Source organism: Palleniella muris, assembly GCF_004792655.1.
In the GTDB taxonomy this organism is placed as follows: domain Bacteria; phylum Bacteroidota; class Bacteroidia; order Bacteroidales; family Bacteroidaceae; genus Prevotella; species Prevotella muris_A.
Genome location: NZ_SRZC01000025.1, coordinates 1 through 17,973 on the forward strand (window position 1 = coordinate 1; position 17,973 = coordinate 17,973).

29 protein-coding genes are annotated in these 17,973 nt (G+C 44.8%); all 29 read right to left on the reverse strand.

The window, feature by feature from the left end; translation table 11 throughout:
* Positions 1-258: 258 nt before the first annotated feature.
* Positions 259-576, reverse strand: a complete 318-nt coding sequence (locus E5358_RS12590; RefSeq protein WP_135940534.1) for a hypothetical protein — start codon at positions 574-576, stop codon at positions 259-261.
* An 11-nt stretch (positions 577-587) separates the two neighbouring features.
* Complete coding sequence (locus E5358_RS12595; protein WP_135940535.1) at positions 588-839, reverse strand: hypothetical protein; 252 nt, start codon at positions 837-839, stop codon at positions 588-590.
* Positions 840-866: 27 nt separating this feature from the next.
* Positions 867-1,577, reverse strand: a complete 711-nt coding sequence (locus E5358_RS12600) for a hypothetical protein (protein ID WP_135940536.1) — start codon at positions 1,575-1,577, stop codon at positions 867-869.
* Between the two features lie 20 nt (positions 1,578-1,597).
* Positions 1,598-2,002 (reverse strand): ribonuclease H family protein, encoded by a 405-nt coding sequence (locus tag E5358_RS12605; protein WP_277821297.1) that lies wholly within the window; start codon positions 2,000-2,002, stop codon positions 1,598-1,600.
* Position 2,003: 1 nt separating this feature from the next.
* Positions 2,004-2,492 (reverse strand): hypothetical protein, encoded by a 489-nt coding sequence (locus E5358_RS12610; RefSeq protein WP_135940537.1) that lies wholly within the window; start codon positions 2,490-2,492, stop codon positions 2,004-2,006.
* 51 nt (positions 2,493-2,543) lie between these two features.
* A complete protein-coding gene (locus E5358_RS12615; protein ID WP_135940538.1) occupies positions 2,544-2,951 on the reverse strand; it encodes a hypothetical protein in 408 nt (135 codons plus the stop codon).
* Positions 2,926-3,270, reverse strand: a complete 345-nt coding sequence (locus E5358_RS12620; RefSeq protein WP_135940539.1) for a hypothetical protein — start codon at positions 3,268-3,270, stop codon at positions 2,926-2,928. Before E5358_RS12620 ends, E5358_RS12615 begins: the two co-directional genes overlap by 26 nt.
* Before the next feature lie 356 nt (positions 3,271-3,626).
* Positions 3,627-3,866 carry a hypothetical protein gene (locus E5358_RS15415; RefSeq protein ID WP_277821298.1) on the reverse strand — a complete coding sequence of 80 codons (240 nt, stop codon included), beginning with the start codon at positions 3,864-3,866 and terminating at the stop codon, positions 3,627-3,629.
* Positions 3,867-4,067: 201 nt separating this feature from the next.
* A complete protein-coding gene (locus E5358_RS12630) occupies positions 4,068-4,505 on the reverse strand; it encodes a hypothetical protein (protein WP_135940541.1) in 438 nt (145 codons plus the stop codon).
* Positions 4,502-4,894, reverse strand: a complete 393-nt coding sequence (locus E5358_RS12635) for a HEPN domain-containing protein (RefSeq protein ID WP_135940542.1) — start codon at positions 4,892-4,894, stop codon at positions 4,502-4,504. The genes E5358_RS12630 and E5358_RS12635 overlap by 4 nt, the downstream gene beginning before the upstream one ends.
* 314 nt (positions 4,895-5,208) lie before the next feature.
* Entirely contained in the window at positions 5,209-6,891 is a 1,683-nt protein-coding gene (locus E5358_RS12640) for a hypothetical protein (RefSeq protein WP_135940543.1), read from the reverse strand.
* Positions 6,892-7,148: 257 nt separating this feature from the next.
* Positions 7,149-7,496: a hypothetical protein gene (locus E5358_RS12645; protein ID WP_135940544.1), complete on the reverse strand. Its 348-nt coding sequence runs from the start codon at positions 7,494-7,496 to the stop codon at positions 7,149-7,151.
* Between the two features lie 75 nt (positions 7,497-7,571).
* On the reverse strand, positions 7,572-7,793 hold the full coding sequence (locus E5358_RS12650; RefSeq protein WP_135940545.1) for a hypothetical protein: 222 nt from the start codon (positions 7,791-7,793) through the stop codon (positions 7,572-7,574).
* Positions 7,794-7,802: 9 nt separating this feature from the next.
* Entirely contained in the window at positions 7,803-8,744 is a 942-nt protein-coding gene (locus E5358_RS12655; protein ID WP_135940546.1) for a phage antirepressor KilAC domain-containing protein, read from the reverse strand.
* Positions 8,745-8,755: 11 nt separating this feature from the next.
* Complete coding sequence (locus E5358_RS12660) at positions 8,756-10,363, reverse strand: class I SAM-dependent methyltransferase (RefSeq protein ID WP_135940547.1); 1,608 nt, start codon at positions 10,361-10,363, stop codon at positions 8,756-8,758.
* Positions 10,364-10,366: 3 nt separating this feature from the next.
* Positions 10,367-10,771, reverse strand: coding sequence for an LPD11 domain-containing protein (locus E5358_RS12665; RefSeq protein ID WP_135940548.1), 405 nt, complete (start codon positions 10,769-10,771; stop codon positions 10,367-10,369).
* A 12-nt stretch (positions 10,772-10,783) separates the two neighbouring features.
* Positions 10,784-11,653, reverse strand: a complete 870-nt coding sequence (locus E5358_RS12670; protein WP_135940549.1) for a hypothetical protein — start codon at positions 11,651-11,653, stop codon at positions 10,784-10,786.
* Positions 11,654-11,684: 31 nt separating this feature from the next.
* Positions 11,685-11,873: a hypothetical protein gene (locus E5358_RS12675; protein ID WP_135940550.1), complete on the reverse strand. Its 189-nt coding sequence runs from the start codon at positions 11,871-11,873 to the stop codon at positions 11,685-11,687.
* Positions 11,874-12,464: 591 nt separating this feature from the next.
* Positions 12,465-12,797, reverse strand: coding sequence for a hypothetical protein (locus E5358_RS15420; protein ID WP_277821299.1), 333 nt, complete (start codon positions 12,795-12,797; stop codon positions 12,465-12,467).
* On the reverse strand, positions 12,794-13,066 hold the full coding sequence (locus E5358_RS15425; RefSeq protein ID WP_277821300.1) for a hypothetical protein: 273 nt from the start codon (positions 13,064-13,066) through the stop codon (positions 12,794-12,796). The genes E5358_RS15420 and E5358_RS15425 overlap by 4 nt, the downstream gene beginning before the upstream one ends.
* Before the next feature lie 4 nt (positions 13,067-13,070).
* Positions 13,071-13,655, reverse strand: a complete 585-nt coding sequence (locus E5358_RS12685; RefSeq protein ID WP_135940551.1) for a hypothetical protein — start codon at positions 13,653-13,655, stop codon at positions 13,071-13,073.
* A gap of 16 nt (positions 13,656-13,671) precedes the next feature.
* A complete protein-coding gene (locus E5358_RS12690; RefSeq protein WP_135940552.1) occupies positions 13,672-13,950 on the reverse strand; it encodes a hypothetical protein in 279 nt (92 codons plus the stop codon).
* 18 nt (positions 13,951-13,968) lie between these two features.
* Entirely contained in the window at positions 13,969-15,300 is a 1,332-nt protein-coding gene (locus E5358_RS12695; RefSeq protein ID WP_168354671.1) for a PcfJ domain-containing protein, read from the reverse strand.
* Between the two features lie 10 nt (positions 15,301-15,310).
* Entirely contained in the window at positions 15,311-15,667 is a 357-nt protein-coding gene (locus tag E5358_RS12700) for a Cas9 inhibitor AcrIIA9 family protein (RefSeq protein ID WP_135940554.1), read from the reverse strand.
* 12 nt (positions 15,668-15,679) lie between these two features.
* Positions 15,680-15,823 (reverse strand): hypothetical protein, encoded by a 144-nt coding sequence (locus E5358_RS15130; protein WP_168354672.1) that lies wholly within the window; start codon positions 15,821-15,823, stop codon positions 15,680-15,682.
* A gap of 12 nt (positions 15,824-15,835) precedes the next feature.
* Positions 15,836-16,501 (reverse strand): hypothetical protein, encoded by a 666-nt coding sequence (locus E5358_RS12705; protein ID WP_135940555.1) that lies wholly within the window; start codon positions 16,499-16,501, stop codon positions 15,836-15,838.
* Between the two features lie 118 nt (positions 16,502-16,619).
* Entirely contained in the window at positions 16,620-16,853 is a 234-nt protein-coding gene (locus tag E5358_RS12710; RefSeq protein ID WP_135940556.1) for a hypothetical protein, read from the reverse strand.
* A gap of 20 nt (positions 16,854-16,873) precedes the next feature.
* A complete protein-coding gene (locus tag E5358_RS12715; RefSeq protein WP_135940557.1) occupies positions 16,874-17,422 on the reverse strand; it encodes a hypothetical protein in 549 nt (182 codons plus the stop codon).
* Between the two features lie 101 nt (positions 17,423-17,523).
* Complete coding sequence (locus tag E5358_RS12720; RefSeq protein WP_135940558.1) at positions 17,524-17,964, reverse strand: hypothetical protein; 441 nt, start codon at positions 17,962-17,964, stop codon at positions 17,524-17,526.
* Positions 17,965-17,973: the final 9 nt, after the last annotated feature.

Consider the following 17,973-nt stretch of genomic DNA (forward strand, 5'->3'; position numbering starts at 1 on the left):
TATTTTTTGTATTTTAGCGAATAATTAACGAATATAAATTAGTTTGAACAAGTTCTATTTCTACTAAATTAATGTTCTCGTTCATTGGATTATATCTTTTATTTATTATTTTTTGTTCATGTAATAAAAATATTTTACAAAAGTTTTCCAAATTTCCATCTGCGCATAATTCTGCACATTGCCTTTGTCATATTCTTCTAACTATTATCGGCTCGCCTGATTCCTCACATCTCAGAGTGTCGCTGGTATATACGTTCTTTATGCCGTCGTCAGGCGGTGGCGCATCTCCCTGTACAGGTAGTATGTCTGTGCGATAAACTTGCGCTGCTGCTCGTTCGGGCAGTGTCCGCCATTCCAGCTGTAACTGCTTCCACATCCAAGTGCAGGAGTTACCAACGGCTGTAATTCCCTGAGGCTATTCCACAATTCGTGGTTGTTGTCAAGCCTTGCCGTACAGTTCGTCATCTCTGTCTGTCCTGCCATGAAGCGTGAACAGTCTTCTATGCAGTCAATCACAAGGCGGAGCTGCTCCTCGGTCATCTCTACCTGATAGCGGGTTTGTTTTGATTTTTTCATTATTTATCTTTCTACCTATGGAGTTGTATACCTGTACTCGTTAACTTTGGGTACGAGAATTTTTTGTTAATGTCGAACGTTTTCGCCCATCCGTTGATTTGATAGTCCTTGCGCTCCCAGAACCGATTATTGAGCATGTCGCAGAACTCTATTGCAGCGGACTGGTTCCAGCCGAAACACCGTAATGGCTTAACGGTATGCTCCTCCATCATTACAACGACATATCCGTCAGGAGTGCTTTTTTTGTAAAATTTTCTCATCATTGGTTTTCCTTATATATTCTGTTATCTTTATCTGCCTTTTACCATGTTTTTCAAAATCTCAAAGTCTTCATCGCCAATTTCCTCTATAAACTCAGGATTCAGCATCAAGGCGTTATAACCGGCTTTGTTCATTGCTTCTCCTGATTGCAATATTCTCTTAATGACTCTGAATGCAAGCAGGCAGTTTGGCTCCGAGTTGAGGTCAATATCATGCTCTGATTTGCACAAAATTCCGCAAATGCCATCCCAGGAGTGTAAAACCCTTGTCAGCCTTGCCGGTCGCATGAATCTGTCAAAATTGTATCCTGATGATGTGCGTGTCTTCTCTATCAGGTCATCATATACCTGGCATGAGTATTCAAGTAACACGTGTGCAAGCAGAACCTTAGCCTTTAGCTCACTGTCGGATTCATTATGTCTGTCCAATGCGGATTTGATGCTCCAGTACATCGTGTCAGCGTGCGGCATAACCTCATCCTCTACACCATCAAGATAGTCAAGGAACAACTGGTGTTTTTCACCGAAGTTGTCCATGTGTGTCCGTTCGTAGCTGTCAAAATATTTCTTTGCTTCATTCGCAAGTCTCTTTAATTCGTGTCTATAAAGCCTTTTATCACCTGCAAGTACCTCTATTGCATTGTACAGGCATCTGCCGGCTATGGTATTTGCCGCACCCAGGACGACATTTATGAGTGCATTCAGTTTGTTGTATGCTGTTTCTGCGTTTTCTTTTGTCATTTTATTATAGTATGTTTTGATTACTTATTGCCAAAATCAGCCGGAATTTCTCCCCAAGCTTCATTATCCCAGTGAATTATCTCAACCTTATCCACCCAATACGCCGCAACCTTCAGGTATATCTCTGCCATTTGTACATGTTTGTTCCGTTTCTTTGACGCTGTTCTTTTGCGTTTTACCCAGCTGATGGCTGTAACGGAGTCAGAGAATATAATCTTAGGCTTGTTGTATTTGGTAATGTGTTTTATTCCCTCCACTATGGCGAGGAACTCTCCGATGTTTATTGTCTGATTGCCCAACTCCTTATAAAAAACAATTTCTCCAGTTTCAAGGTCGACGCCCTGTATTTCGGTTACTTTGTTTTTTATGGAGTGGGCGGCATCAACGGCAATCCCCTTTGATAAATCAATCATTGCCGTTGTCATGTCAGGCAGTTTTAAGACAATAATTTTTCAGAGTATTGGCTGCTATGAGGAAATTTTGTGTGACCTCATAGACATTGCGTATGTCAAGCCGTCTTAGTATGTGGCTTGCAATCCTATCAATATCAGAGTACTTGCTCATGGAGGAATTCGGACGATATACAATGGTCTTGTTTCCGAACTTCACTTCAATATGAGGAATGTCGCCGTCGAACACAGTCTCGATAAAGGCATCAAATTGGACCGGTGTAGCACGTATCGCCACAAAGCCTCTGTCCTCACGCATAGGTATCAGTCCGACCCGATATAGCACTCCGGGCATAACCACATCTGTCAGTGAGATGTCAAGGAGTACAATTTTCTTTGGTCTGGACTCCTCAGCCCTGCATCCGTGCCATGCTCCGTTATACTTGGTGACGAATCCAACAATCTTACCGTCTGCATTGCGGTCAAACTTGAGGTTTACAATGATTTTCTTTGCTGTCTTGTTCATTTGTATTTAATATGTAATAAACTATTTGTATCAATTCTTATAAAAAGTAACTCACATCTCTATTTGGTCAACGAAACATGAGCTGCATACACCTCCAGTGCGTTTCCATTCAGCTTCTTTCATGATTTTACCGCACTCCTTACAATAGAAGAGCCCCTTTTTTGTCTTACTGGAAACCTGCCGGCTGACCTGTTCTGGTGTGACACGATACTTTTTGGCTATAGCCTGCCTTATTTCAGAGTACGTGTATGCCTTGTTGTCCTGCGCAAGGTAAAGAAGTCCCTTTGTCAGTTTCTCGTAGTCCCTGATGATTATAGCGTTGCGGATATACTCAGTATTTAGCAATGCCATGTCGTTAAGCCGTCTCAGGGTGGCTTCATCCAAGTCAAAGATAGCCGCCGCCCTGAGAATCATTTCATCGGTAAGGAGAAATTTAAGATTGCATGTCGGCAGATTCATCGTTTTCTTTCTCCTTTAGTTTCTTATCTGCTTCACGCACCGTAATATCAAGTACGTAACGCTTATCCTTACTCTCCTGGATGCTCATGAAGTAGTCGCTCAGCATGTTTATCATTATGCGGTTGGACTCGTCCTGAGTGAGTTCATTCCAGTTTAGTTCAAGTTCCTCAGCCAGTTCTTTTGCAGGCTTATAGAACTTGCTGTCCTCCGGTGTCTCATTGATTTTTAGCGGAGCATTGTCACGCAACAGAAAATTTGATAACTCGGCATAGTCAAGCCATGCCTGTGCTTCTTTTGTGATTTCTTTCTTTTTTGCCATTTTTACTTAAAGTTTAATTGATACATGGTAGTACTCATTTTGTGTCCCGTTTGTGTTAACCATTTTATTATTTTCTCGTTTATTAATATACATTAACTGTTTGTGAATACACAAAAAAATAACCGATTCAGATTTCACTCCAAATCGGTTATTGATATAATATAACCTGAGTTCGACCTAAACCTTATTGCATAATTCTTATATCGAACTCATGTTAGATAAAGGAAATTTGGGATTCGCTACTGGGCATTGCTTTTTCATGAAAGGATTATTTATATGAAAAGTAATACATGAAGAATCCCGCCACCCGAGCTGGATGCTCAGATAGCGGGATTCTTGTTTATATCTCATTAATATTACATTAATGAGATGACAATCGGATCAGGAAGAGCTTCGACAAGATTGACCGGTGGTAGGATTACGTTAGCAAGTTCTGAACCAGCCTGCTCACAACGCGCATGAATCTCACCTCGTGCAGCACCTACATTAATGGTAGAGAGATACTGCGAGAAGAATGGTTCAAGTGTGAATGTTGTATCCTGTAGCATAGTCTTGAATGCTTCAGGTTTAACGTCGAAAGTGCTTATGAGAGTCATTTGGAGCAGTTCAGTTTTTGCCTGTAAATATGTATAAGTAAGGCGTGCCATTACAAGATGTTGCTCGGGTATTACACCAAACTCATAGTTGGTACGTACCTCTATAGGTGAATCTTCCTGCAGTTTATTGCTAGTAAGGGTGAAATTATCAACCTGAAGTCCTACGACTCGAAAAGGAATTTGCTTATCCATATAAAAGTTTTATGCTGCTAAAGCATAAGTTGCTGGTTGGGTTTGACGAAAGTTCTTGCCGGCTGGTGCAGTTGTAGTGTTGGCAGCTGATGTCCATGAACCATACGCACGCTGTTGGTGAACTGTGATAAGTGTGGTGGAGGGTTTGCCAAAAGAGACAAATGCGTGTGAAGATATAACTTCTGCTTCAGCAGAGAGTCGAAAAAGGGTTTCTTCATCGGTAAAAAGTGGAGCTTCGTTACCATAAGTAGCGTTCATCTCATCAGCAAAATTCATTGCATCGAAATTGAATTCGTCTGAGAGCTCAATTTGACATACTGGTGAGAAGGATACCAGAAATACACCACGGACTTCGTTGAATTCGAATTTAATGCGAAGCCAACTGTACTTCTTGGTCATCTGGGAGAACCAATTACGTAACTGAATTTCGATATTTTCTTTGTTCATAGGTTGTCAAAATAGTTGTTCAGGTTCTTTATTAATTTCTCAGCATTATCTCTGCATTCTATACCTTCAATGTCACTGAAATTTCTCAGATGATAGTCTGCATCTACTCGATTCTGCTTTAGATTACGTACTCCTTCAGTAAAACTTCTCAAATTGCGAGGATTTGTCTGAATCCGATTTTTGACCTCTGTGAGTATATATTCGTGCGAAGACTCTCCATTGTGTGAGTCTTGTGTGAAATAATCGATTGGGCGGAATGTGCTTTTAGACAATGCGTACTTCATATATTGAAAAACGGCATAGTATGAGCAATGCACGCTAGTGGTAAATTGCTTGTTGTTGATCAGTATTTGCGCCGAACTGAGATTTTCTAATGCCTTTGATTTCATTGTTTGAGTGATGTACTTTGCTTGTGCACACTTTTTGGTGTACAAAGGTAGTGCTTTTTCTGAGAAAACAATGAGATTTTAGACTAATTTGTTTTTAGACTTAATTATTAACATTTCGTGACCTGTTTGCTTGCCAGATTTGGCAGCAAATGAACTTTGCCCAATTTGTCTGCTATTCTTGGAATATATAATTTATTTTTCATATAGTTATGACTTTTCTTTGTGCAAAGATAGTACTTTTTTATGACTTTGCAAAAGGACTCCGAACTTTTTGACCGCTTTACTCCGGACTTTTCTAATTTTAGCCATAAACATCATTCCAATCCCAGTTCCACAAGTTCCTTATATCCGACAAGCGTCAACTCAGGATAATGGTAATAATCACCGCATACCTTGACAAGCCGGACTCCCTTGACATCACGACGACATTCCTTCAGTGCACTCTTGTCGCCAGCACGTAGTCTCAGCAGCTTTTCTTCCTTCACAAGCCTTTTGTATGCCTGTTCAGCTTTCTCGACAGCCATTTGCGCCTCCTTGATTGCTTCTTTCTTTTGCTGTTTGGTTAACGGGGCAGACTTTAATGCCTCTTCCTTGCGAGTCTGAAGTTCATGATATTTGTCGCTGTTCTTCAGTTGCTGGAATCTTTCCTGCCTTTCCTGCTTTTTCGCCACAGGCACAGGTCTTTTGCCGGCAGTGCTGGGTGTGTCGTTTTTCATGAGTGTTGCCAGTGCCACACTTCCGACACGTGTCAGACTCGGGTAATAGTAGTAATCACCGCAGATGTATATAAGTTCTGTACCGCCAATGTTGCGAAGAAACTTTTGTATGGTCTTTTGGTCGCCTGCCTTAATTCTTTTCAGCACATTCTCTTTCGGCTCACACAGCTTATTCGGGTCAACAACTGTCAGTTTCGGGAAATAATAGTACTCGTCCCCGACCTCGGCAAGCACAATACCGTTAACTTCGACAATCCCGTTCTCAGGTGATATGATTTCGTCATGAACTCTGGCAATTTCTTGCTTTTTGAGTTTTATATCCTCCTCGCATTCTTCTATATCAGCCAGTGTTTTCTGCCTGTTGATACATTTGTTCTGCGACATTCCCCGCTTCATATTTGCCAAATCACGCTTCATGCTGTCAAGCTCATGCTGTAAATTTACCATGTTTCGCCATTTTACTGTCAGTCGGCGTAGTTCCTGGAGACGGTCTTTGGTCTGTTTGATTGCGCTCTGCCTTTCCTGCATGCTGTCCAGGTCGGCATAGTGTTTGACTTTGTCCAGTCTCACATACATATCATCCAGGTGCTTACGTCGTTCGCTTTCCCGCTGGACTATACCATACCTTGCACACATGTCATCCAGTCCCTTATACCGGGCACATTTCTCAGGCTCTTCCTTCCCTTTACGCCGCCATTTAATACGTTCTATGCATCTATAAATTATATTCAAAACAGTCCAGATACCGCACAAAGTGTAAATAATGTTCCATGGCACGGAGGCGGCTATGACAGATTTTGCCGTTACAATCTCTATAATACGACCGATAATAATGCTCAGTGGAAAACTTAGGACACAGCCAAGAAGCCATATTAACAATGCACCCACCACAGACAAAAAACCATCGTCTCCACCTCTGCTGTAATTCGCAATATATTCTGGAATGGCAGTGTTAATGGCAAATTTTTCACTCAATTCCTGCAAGCGATTATAATTATGCTGCGCTTTCTCGGCTTCTGCATACGCATTCCTATATACTGATGACCATTGGTCGGACGCATTCTTCCGCTCTATGCTTCTTAGTCGATTGAGCAGCATTCGTGCCTCCTCGGTTGCACAGTAGACGTCGGATAAGAAAGTCCTAAATTCCTGTTGGTTAAGGTTTTCGGTTGAAAAACTACGAAGCTGTCCGACCAGCATGGACATTTGTGCATTTTTCTCTGGCAGTGAGTTGTCTTCTTTTTTTTCATACTCGCTGAATCCCACTATCAGTACGCCCACAGTCCAAATTCCACACAACACATAGGCAGTTATCCATGGGTCGGGGTGCCCAACCAGAAATATATCAGGTCCCGGTCCACCCATTGTAAGGACAGCAAATATAATAAAAAGAACACCTATAGCTGTTTCCAAAAGATGAACCACAATAAAATTCAGCGGGAAGAAACAAAATCCACAGCCAATAAGCCACATCATCAGGTGGTAGAATAATCCGTCCCTAACTTCAGGGTCGTGTATTAAATCATGTATGAATTTCCTCATCTATCAATAACCGTTTGAATTTTCTGAATAACATTTTCTATCTCCGCCTTTATGCCTGACGCATCAACTCTCTCATCGGATGCGATGTCGTCAATCATGTCGCATAATGCCCCTGTAATGTCGTAAAGGTCTGCGATATTGTCCTCCATGTCATCATATCTTGCCGTAAAGAGAAGGCTGTCTGGCATGGAGTCTCTCGCTTCCTCCTCATCAGCTCTGACATATTCCAGATCGTCAATAGCTGACTCCAGGGTTTCAATGACTTCCTCCCTGTCAGTTATTATAAAGATATTACGCAATGTCTTAATGACATTCTGCAAATCTTTTCTACGTTGTCTGTTCATATCTGATTAAATAAAAGGTTTGTTTATAGTATATAAATGCCCGTCATGCCGTTAGCCCAGCAGTTTTAGTAAAAGTCAGCACTTCTCCGTTTTGGAAAAGAAGTAGTTGCCCTCGTCATCAATTCGGATGTGTGTGATACTGTAGTCTTCACCATGTTTGACGCCCACTATACTGCAACCCCGCAAATATAGTTTCCGCTCCTCACGGGTATATGCGAGGAAAACATGGTATTTGGCATCCTTGAGAGTGTCAAAAGTCCAGCCCACGCCATCAATGCGATATTTGATTGTAGCCATGTGGGTTATTTATTTTAACGTATTCTGTCCGAAAATATTGCGCTGGGCTTCCTCAAATTTGTTCGCCCTGTCCCAAATTTTCTTGAACTCAGGATTATTCTGCGCAAATTCCTCCAATTTTTCACGCACAGTCCGCACCTTGCGCTTCGGCAGTTTCAGTTCACCGTTCTCACGCAGCTGGCGGAATTTATCGCAGAAATACAGCTGTCCTTTCGGAGTCACCTTGGTCTGCCTGCGAATCTTTATCCTGCCGTCATTGCCCACACACCTGTCAAACTTATATATCGTCATCAGTTTCAGGTTAAGCGAGTACTGGGTGGGCATGTTGACCTTGTCGTCCTTGTAGAGATACTTATGTTCACGCAGCCATTCGCACAGCCGTCTGGAACCAATCTCGTAACCTTTTGCGCAAATCATCTGGGCAAGCTCTGTCAGAGTAACGTCGCCTGTCTGTTCCGGCATGTCGACATAATCGTCAACAAAATCAACCTTAGGCTTATCCTCCGCCATCTTTATATTGTTCAGGCGGATTTGCAGTTCCTGTTCCTCTATCTTCTTCTGCTGGTCTGCGGCAAGCTGCAACGCTTCGGCAAAGGAACGTGGCACTGACTGCTCCTCTGTTGCTCTGTGGAAGACCATGCGATATACCTCGAATACCGGGCGAACCTTTCTGGCAATGAAGTACTCGAGGCAGGGTAGGGAGAGCATGCATTTTTCAGTAGGTCTTCCTCCTTTTAGGTTTTCAGCATTTCTGCGTAAAACTTGATAATCAACGTGTTCCATGAAGTCTCGCCTCAAAGCTCTTGCAGCTTCATTCTTCCTCGAATACGCCAGCATCCACACATCGTCCAGGTCTACCGGGAACTCGTTGTGCTGCCTTGACAGTTCCAGTATGCCGTCAAAATATCTTTTGATTGTCACGGCATCGGACGTTCTCGTTAACTGTTCCATAAACTATAAAATTATAAAATGTCAAATAAAGTTTGGTTGTTATCAATCTTTTCAGTTTTCTCGGTCCCTGCCTCTATCGGGTATTCCACAACGGCAGGCACCGTGGTATCTTCCTTTGCCTCCTTATTCTTTCGTGGCTTTCTGGTCTTATCCTCCTTTGAACCGAGTTTCCAGCCCTTCGACTTGGCCACCTCCATATTGAACCGTTGCCATATCTTCTCGTCAAGAAACTCAAAGTGAGCGGTGCCCTTCTTGTAGACACGCACCCTGAAGAAGCCCCATTCAAACCACTCGCCCCATTTGCGCACCTTATCATCCTTGTAACCGGCACAACTCCGGAAATTTCCGATGTCGTCATAGTTCGTTGCCGTCAGCCAGCACAAAGCCCTGCAGAAGTCATCGATAATGTCAGCGTTGCCACCGTAGCGGATTGTAACGTACTCACGTGGCCAACGGGCATCATAATCGCCTATATAGTTTGCAATGAACCGCCTGTTCACCATGTAATTGGAATTTGTCTTCCACTTCTCTCCGGCAGTGGAGTTCTGAGCAGACAAGGCGCAGATTCTGTCAAATACCTCAGTCAAAGCCCTCCGCATGCGCTGTCCGTTAGTCTGTATCACCATGTCGATAACCTTATAAACGTTGTACATCGTGAACGGGACACAGCCCTGAGTCTCAATGAACTTATTAAGCTGTTCCCTGAGTTCCTGGGTGGTGTACTTCTCCATGTTCAGCTTGCGGAAGATAATGCCCCAGTAGTAGCGTTTCAGTTCCTTTTTGTAGATGTTGCGTGTAACCTTGCCCCCTATCCCCTTGTTGTCAATCTTGACAGCATCGAACTTAATCGGGATATTAGCCTTCCAGTATTCAGGCTTTCCATTATCCTCAGGGTCGTCAAACCTTGCCATGTCATTGATTCGTTTTGCCGCCTCCATTGTCTCGTCAAACATCCTGACAGCCGACACATAGCGGTTGACAAGCTCACGGACAAGATTGTAGCCCACGATGCCCTTCGTATGGTTGCCGTTAAGCGGATCACTGTCTACATTCTCGAACATATAGCCGGCAAACTCACTGCTTCCCTCACCCTCCTTGTACAGTTTGATGAGGGACACCTGCACATCGGTTTTGCGTTCTGCCGTGTCAAAGCAGCTCTGGAGGTTCTCACGGCTACCGTAGTTGGCGATGTTCTCCTCCATCAGTTTTATGCTCCCGCTCCTAAAACTTCGTGTAAAGTTTGCAGAGTTGCACAGCGCAATTACCGTACATCCCGGGGGCGCAATCTCAAAGGCGTGGTTTATATGCTCCGCACCACGGCTGAACGGAGGATTCATGACAATCATGTTAACGTGGGACACACGCTCCGCAGTCAGCTGAAGGAAGTCGTCACACAGGAACTCGTCATATTTCCCTTTCAGCAGCTTTCTGTTATGCTCGTCATTCTCACACACAAGGATGTTGGATGCGCCGAACTCACGGAGAACGGTGCATATGTCTCCCTTCCCGGCAGACGGTTCAAGAATTGTCTTTCCGGCAACATCCTCGCCCATAAGCATACGCTCTACGACAGCTCTTGGGGTAGGGTAGAAATCATGATTTTCTGTAAATACATTCATGGCTTAAAGTTTATTTTGTTCGTAATTGTCTATATTCTCTTTCGTACACCATTCAGGCTTGACGGGAAGCATGTCGTAGTAGCGGCGCATATCACTGATGATTGCGGCGCCAACCGCTATGCCGTTCTCTATTTTGTACTGCACTCTCATCTGAAGACTGGACAGCATCATGTACTCGTGCTTGAAATTCTTCTGTATCTGGTCTTGCTCCGTCCACCCCTCAACCTCAATCTCATCACATTTCACGGGATGGGCGGGCTCGTAGAAATCTCCCATGACAGTGTGGAGTCCTGTTGGCTTTCGTGGGTCGTCGGAAAAGTCCACGTCCACGTAGACATGTCCCGCTTCATCCTTGTACTTAGGATAGCCAAGTCCACACTTTCCTGTAAATGTCAGTTTAAGTTTCATGTCTTTATTGTTTTACTGTTGTTTGTTCAAGAAATCATATAATTCAGTTGACACCTTGAAGCAGCCGTCAAGCACAGGCTTGCGCTTCCCTGTCTGCTGGCAATATCTGCAATATCCCTTACCGTCAATGGTTGATATAACCTGTTGCAGGTTATGAACTGTACGGAGGTGCATTTTTATTCCGTACTTACGGCAGAGAGTCACCACGTCCTCGCCGGCAATCATACCTCCGTCCCGGAAAACCTTTTCCTGTTCAGCCAAGCGTGCTTCCCCCTCTGCCAATTCCTTACGTTTGCGCTCCTCCTCAGCCTTACGTTCCTCTTCTCGCTTCATTCTCTCCAGTCTGTCCTGCTCTTCCCGGTATTTCACGCATTTCTCCCGTGCAAGGCGCAGTTCCTCCAGTCTTGGGTGATTCACCTCCTCACAAGCCTTGATAGCGGACATCTGTATCCAGCAGTTTGGTGCGGACTCTATCATGAAATCAACACAATGCACCAGGCTCCGCAACTGGTTCAGGCGGCATTCACGCTCTTTCCTGTTATCCTCAATATATTTTGCAATGGACTCCTCTATCCACCAGTCTTCGCCGTCACAGAAATGTTCCTCAGCCCATGACCGCCAGTCGGATTCGGTCTTTGCAAAAAGCTCCATGTCATTGCTTGATATAAAGTGCCGTGTCCCGAATGCGACATTTTCGCCCACTATGCAGTATGGATAGTAGTAATAATACGTTTCATCGCCATATCCGGAGTCCTGCTCTTTTTCACACCATAGAGCTACGTCCGAGTTGGGAATGTTTACCAGTTCCAACTCCATAGATCTGCGTTTTGGCTTGTCGTCGGTGCCGATGTAGTGGCACCAGAATTTTCTTGTTTCTGCCATTGTTCTTTTTGTTTTTATACGTTACTGTTAATCATTTAATTTCCTGAAGGTCACGTGCCCTAAAGCCTCCCCAACAGGAATATCCCTTTTCCTCCGCAATTTGGTAAGCCCTGTTGACGGCAAGCATACACGCTTCAGCCTTGCTCGTTGCCTCAATCTCAACGCGGACGTATGCCGGTCTCGAGAGCAACACGTTATATTTCCGTTGTCGTTTTGCCATGTTTATTTATTTGTTAAAAATAAAGCCTTCAAGGATATTGGTGCATGACTGTATTCTTATGATATTTCACTGGTGGAGTGAAGGAAAACGCACCACGTCGAAAGCGAAGTCGACGCGGTAGAAAGAATCCTTCATTTCTGCCAGTGTATTAAACTATGTCCTCTTAGGCTTGTGAAGAGTTGCACTACTCTGATGTTTTGGCACAGCCACCGGCTAAGGGCTTGCTGTAACTTTTTGATGTAGGAGCTTCGGGAGTCAGACAGTGAAAGTTGACTCCTGAAGCTCTTGGTAAATAATGCCGGCTCACTGTATCCGTTTCACCCTTGTTGTTTCATGCAACCGCTGGCACGGGCATTTCTGTAACAGTCAGATATTGCGAGGCGGGGACCGATTCATCTCGGGATGGACGGGGGCAGAACCGCCTTGCGATTGAAATACGCTCAGCCCATTGCATGAAGTCTGCCTAAAGTGATTCGCCTATTTTCTGCATCTCCAGCCGGCAATCTTTTTCTCAATGGCATAAGTCCATCGGTCGGTGTCGAAGAACATTGCAAGAATCTTATCTGTACTCATATTATCTGTTTTTAGTGATTATTTTTCGCCTATATACATCAAATCCCTGTAAAGGTTATGCGGGCACCGCTTGTCAAACCAGTGCCACACATCGAATTTGCATGTGCCTGCCTCAAAGTTGAGAAACGGCTCCTCTATCTCGTCATCATTGTTGACTGGAATTTCGGCAAAGCGGTTCCAAAGCAACCTTATTGTCAGCAGTTCGGCGTGGTCTTTGCACGTCTCGCACCAGCAATCCTTGAGTTCCAGCGGGTCATTCACATCCCCTCTGTATTCATTTGTATTTGCGTCAACCCATGCCATAATCTGAACGTCAGTGGAGCCGCATTTTGCGCAGTAAAGTGTGTTCATTGTTCCTGTTTCCTCTTTTTGAATGTTATATCAAAATTGTCGATATTCAACAATACGCCATTGACAACCAACTCGTTAATGAATCTTCCCATATTTGCCTTCTGCTCGTCCGTGGCGAATCCCCACACAGTTCCGGCTGCCTTCACAGCATTCTGTACGGTAAGGCAGATTTGCGTCCAGCAGTCATATTCCACCTTGCTGCCTATGATTTCCATATACTTTGAGGTGGTTCTCTCAATGTATTCCTTGTTGTAGCTTTTCTTTGCCATAGTTTTAATGTTTTGTTTCAGTATGTTCTTTCGGTAGCCACGCCAACGGCAGGCACAGGATTGTATGGCGGTTAAATTCAGGAAGCTTACGTTTTCTGAATATTTCTGATTGCTGAGAAGTTCTCCATTTTAGCTGCCATGTGCCAATACCTACGATTTTTCTCCACCATGCCCCAAACCCCATGCCGTTGTTTAGTCGGGTCTTACAGATAAAGTCCCGGAAACAACAGTATTCCGTGTCTTTTGTCTCCGCGTATTCAAGCAGGTATGGAATCAACGCCCTGTGCTCACCAATCCATGCCATTTCCTTCTGTGTGGCAAGTGATGACTTTTCCAGTTTCCGTTTTGTTGTGGCGTGTTGTCGGCTCTTCTTCAGGAGTTTTTCCACAATACTCTCCGGTGTTGGTTCTCTCCATCCTCTTAAGTCTTCCCGATTCGCATAGCTAATCGACAGTGTCTTGCCGTCCGGCTTTGTCATGGAGTATATTATAATTTCACGTCTGCCTTCATTTCTGACAATCATGTGTTTGTCTGTCATCAGCTCTCTGTAAAGCTGAAGCAGCTCTTGCCTTTCAGATTTCTTTGCCATATAATTGTTGCGTATTTTAGAACACTTCCACCATATAGTCGAACTCCGCAACACTGTCAGTATCGCAAGCCTCCGCCCAACTGTCACTGTAACGCTTAATGCGACACAGCCGTCCCGTATAACCACTATCCTCTTTGCCTTCTTCTACAAACCCCTGCCACTCCATCCAACCGATGAGAGCGTTCTCGCCCGCTCTCTGAGCCTCGGAAAGAGTCTCGTATTTGCCCATGCTGTAGCCCAGACTGCCGTTCGTATCAACGTTGACTGTCAGTAGAATATAAAGTTTTTGTTCCATTTTTGATTTAAGTTTGGTTTATACTTTCCTGTGATGATATTGTTTAATCAGTTGCATATTTGAGGAAACCAGATTCACAATATCCTCGTGTCTTGGGGTTGTTGAATTGCAGCGTCCACGGGACTGAACGATGGAATAATTTGCAAGATTAACCTCCACAGTCTCCAGTCTTTTCGCTGTCTTGTCCGCACATCTGGCGGAAAGTATCAGCGAGTTTGGGTGCTTGTCAAGGTTGTAATATTCCATTTGACACACGCAGTGCTGCATTTCGTCCGCCTCCTCAATAAATGCCTGAACGTCAGGGAGAACCTGAACGATAATGCCCTTACCGACAATTCGGAGATTTTCGAATTGTTTTCCACGCTCGTCCAGATAACGTTTTGCCACTTCCTCCTGCTCCTTTGCCTTGGCGACAGCTTCGTCATGCCTCTGTTGCCTTTCAACCTCCTGCCTGTGCTTGCGTCGTGCTTCAATCCAGCGGTCGTGAGCCTCCTGAAAGTTCGCAGGACAGATATAATGAGGATTGTGAATATCCCTGCCAAGTTCATGTAAAGCCTGCACCATGTCAAACCAGTCGTTCATGTGACTTGTTGAAGTCCAGCCGTTTCTGTTGTGACGCAGGAAAACTTTGATGGCGCCGTCAATCTCCGCACTCCACCTGTTGTTGAGAAGCCTGTCACACAATTTGTACAGCCCTCGTTTCCAGTAGGATTCAAATTCTGGCTGAGAAAGAAGTGCCCTGAACAATGGCTGAAGATAGAAACCGTGACTGTTCTTCCGTAAGAATCCACGTTTCCGTAACTCAGAAATGACACTGTCAATAACCTCTGTCTTTGCCGTCATCTGGTAGTATTCACGGCTGTTCCGCATATGCACTCCATAGTCCCAGCCCTTGCCCTCTCTGCAATACCAGAACCCCATCGTCTTCCCAGCCTGAAAGAGAACATTCCCTTTTATGCTATCCCAGCATTCCTGAACAAGATGATAGTCGTATATGCCTCTGCAATCCTTCCGAACCGTATGCTCTACAACGTATGTCCTTGTCACCTGCCAGCCCTTGAAAGCCTCCGAGATGGTTGCGTATTCAACCCGTGATTTCGTCAATGAGGTCTTGCGGCTGTTGGTCATGCTCAGCCGTGAACCGCAGCACGGGCAGGTCATCTCCGCTCCAATTGTGTTGACAGGGGCGTTCCAGACATGACCGCAAGCCATACACCGTGCAACACCCTTGTAAAGGAAGCCCTCTGCTGACTCCTTCACCAGATGCTGACGGAGCAGTATTGCCTGTCTCAGCGTCAGTTCTGGCAATTCAGAGGACAGCAGGGAAACTTCCTGTTGAATTTTCGTCATACGTTTCATATCAGAACAGTTCAAATTCCACGGAAGCAACCTTCTTGTCCTTAGCCTTAGCCTTGTCCTTGGGCTTACCTGAATGCGTCACCTTAACGGAGTCATTTGACTTCTCAACCTTAATGTCGTCTTCGTCATAGTAATGAACCGCCATTCCATACACCTCCTCGTCAGATATGGCGGACATGGAACCTCCGTTAGTGCTGAAAGTCCGCTTCTTTGCCTCGCCTATGATGTACTGGCAGCACTCCTGGATACTCTTGTTTTCTTTCGCATACGTCTGTGCGAAAAGTGAGTCCTGCTCGGCTCTTTCATCCAGATAAGCCTTGATAGCAAGCTCAAAATCATTCATTTTCTCTTTTGCCATAATGTCTGTAAACTAAAATATTTCCATACTTGTGATTTCAACGATGCCGTTCTTCTCCAGAAACTCGTCAATTTTGCCAATCACCTTGTCCCTGACCTGTGAAATCGGCTGGTCAAGCAACTTGCACGCTTCGTATAATTTCTTGTCTGCCTTCATTTTTTGTTGTTTTTATGGATTCACCACCATTAATAGCATTGTCTTGCCGTCCTCAAAGCGTTTGACCAGAGGGCGCACAAGCATGTCTTCATTCAACATTTCCGCCTCCCAACCGTCAAGTCTGGCACGCAGGAACAACGGAAGCCTTATGACTGCGATGTATACGGCGCACTGGCTGTCAGTTTTGTCAGCGACTCTCACCACAGGCAAGTCATAGCCGTTCATCCTTGCGTCAACCACTGCGTATTTTGCGTCAAACTGAATGTCCTGCAACGGTCTCATCACAATCGGTTTCGTGACACTTGCGGCAGGAATCAGTTTCTGATAGTCGGGGAAAGCTCCGTCAAGTTTCTTGCTTCGATTTTCCGCATCTACGATAACAGTCCCCTGCTTGACTCCTGCAACGCTCTTGAACTCAGCTGGGTTGACAAGGAGCGCATAAGGTGACGCTCCGACTGCTACCTTGTTGTCCGCATCCATACAGATTCCGCTGAGAACGTATGTCCCCTTGTTCTCGCCCGTAAAATGCTTCACGGCAAGTTGGGGTATCGGCTTTATATCTGCGATGTTCATTGCCAGGAATTGCTTTATGAGCATTCTTACGGCAACGCCCATGGCGTCGTCAGTCGCATTTTCCGCAATCTGACGTGCCTGTGAGAGTAAGAATAAATCTTTCATTTCGTTTCTCGTTTTAGTTAAGGATGATTCGTGTGATTTTCTTGGTCATCTTGTTCCTGACTGCGGCAATGTTTCTCATCTGCCTGATGATACTCTGTTTCATGCCTGTTTTGTTTTATTATTTAACCAGTGCCTTGATTTCATGTTGACGGCGTTGTTTTGCACGGAACTCGGCTGTCTGAGCGTAAACACGCTTTGCAACCCATTCCTGTGTATGCTCCAAAGAGCCTGATGACGCGGCCATGTATGCGTTTTTGACTGTGTCTCTGAATGGTCCATTTTGGAACGTCTTGTCCATAATGACCACTCTTTTCCCGTCAACCATTGCGGTCTTGATTCTTTTTCTTGCCATGATAAAATGCTTTAATCAGTTTATATCGTAAGTGAAAGCACCTCCATGACTGCATCGCCCTGCACATTCTTTGCGAACACCCAGCCCGCACCACAGCTTAGGCAAGGGTTGAACGTACCGCCAAGGATGTGCTTCAGGTAGTCCTTTATCTCCTTTGTGTTGCCGACAACTACGAAAGAACTTTCCGAGTAGTCCACGGCTTTCAGGTCAAGTTCTTTCAACTGAGCCTTTGTCGGTATGCTCACGCTCTTCTGAATGTCCTGCTTTGTGCGGAAATCTTTCACTGTGACCTCCACGCTCGAACCTGGCTTGCATGCCCGGATATATGCTGCACGCTCCTTGCGGCGTTCCTCAACGGGCTTGCGCTCTGTTGTTGTCTTGTACTCCTTGGCTTTAGTCTCTACAGTTACCACAGTTTTTTTCTTGCCCTTGCTTTCTGGCTTGCCAAACTCCGCAATCCGTTCGTGTCCTGCCTTCAGTGCGCCCTCTACAAGTTTCGCCATAAGGCTCTGAACTTCAGCCTCCGTTGTGACTGCATTAAAAACTGCTGTGAAATCAATTGTCTGCATGTTTTGTTTCTCCTTAAATTTTGGTTTTGTATATAAGTACTCAAAAACGCACCCCGTCAGTGGCAGGATGTGTCTTAAATTTTGTGAAAGAATGTTACGGACTATCTATTGAGAACAAGTTTGTAGTATTTTGCCTTTATTGCGTCATACTTTGCAAGAGTGCTTTCATCATCGTCATAGATGTCTGAAAGGTCTCCGTCCTCCTGCAATTGGTTGAGTGCTGAAATAAGCACGCACAGTCTCGGTTCCTCGTAGGCTTTGAGGGTTTCTACGGTCTCCTCGTCAACCACATTAAAGCACTCTGCATTACGCTGCATCAGCCGTGTGCATATTGTGTGGGCACATCTGTACAGGCTGTCCTCTGTCTCTTGCAACTCTTGGGTTTTCTGTGTCCCTGGGCGCACTTCATGTCGTGCGTATTCTGAGGCTGGTGTGGCAACTAACTCTACCATAGGTGCTGGTGGAAGTTTGTAAGAATGTGCATAAATCCACGCTCCAAAAGTGCCAAGTGTGATTAAGATAACTGTAATTTTTGCTTTCATTTTGTTTTG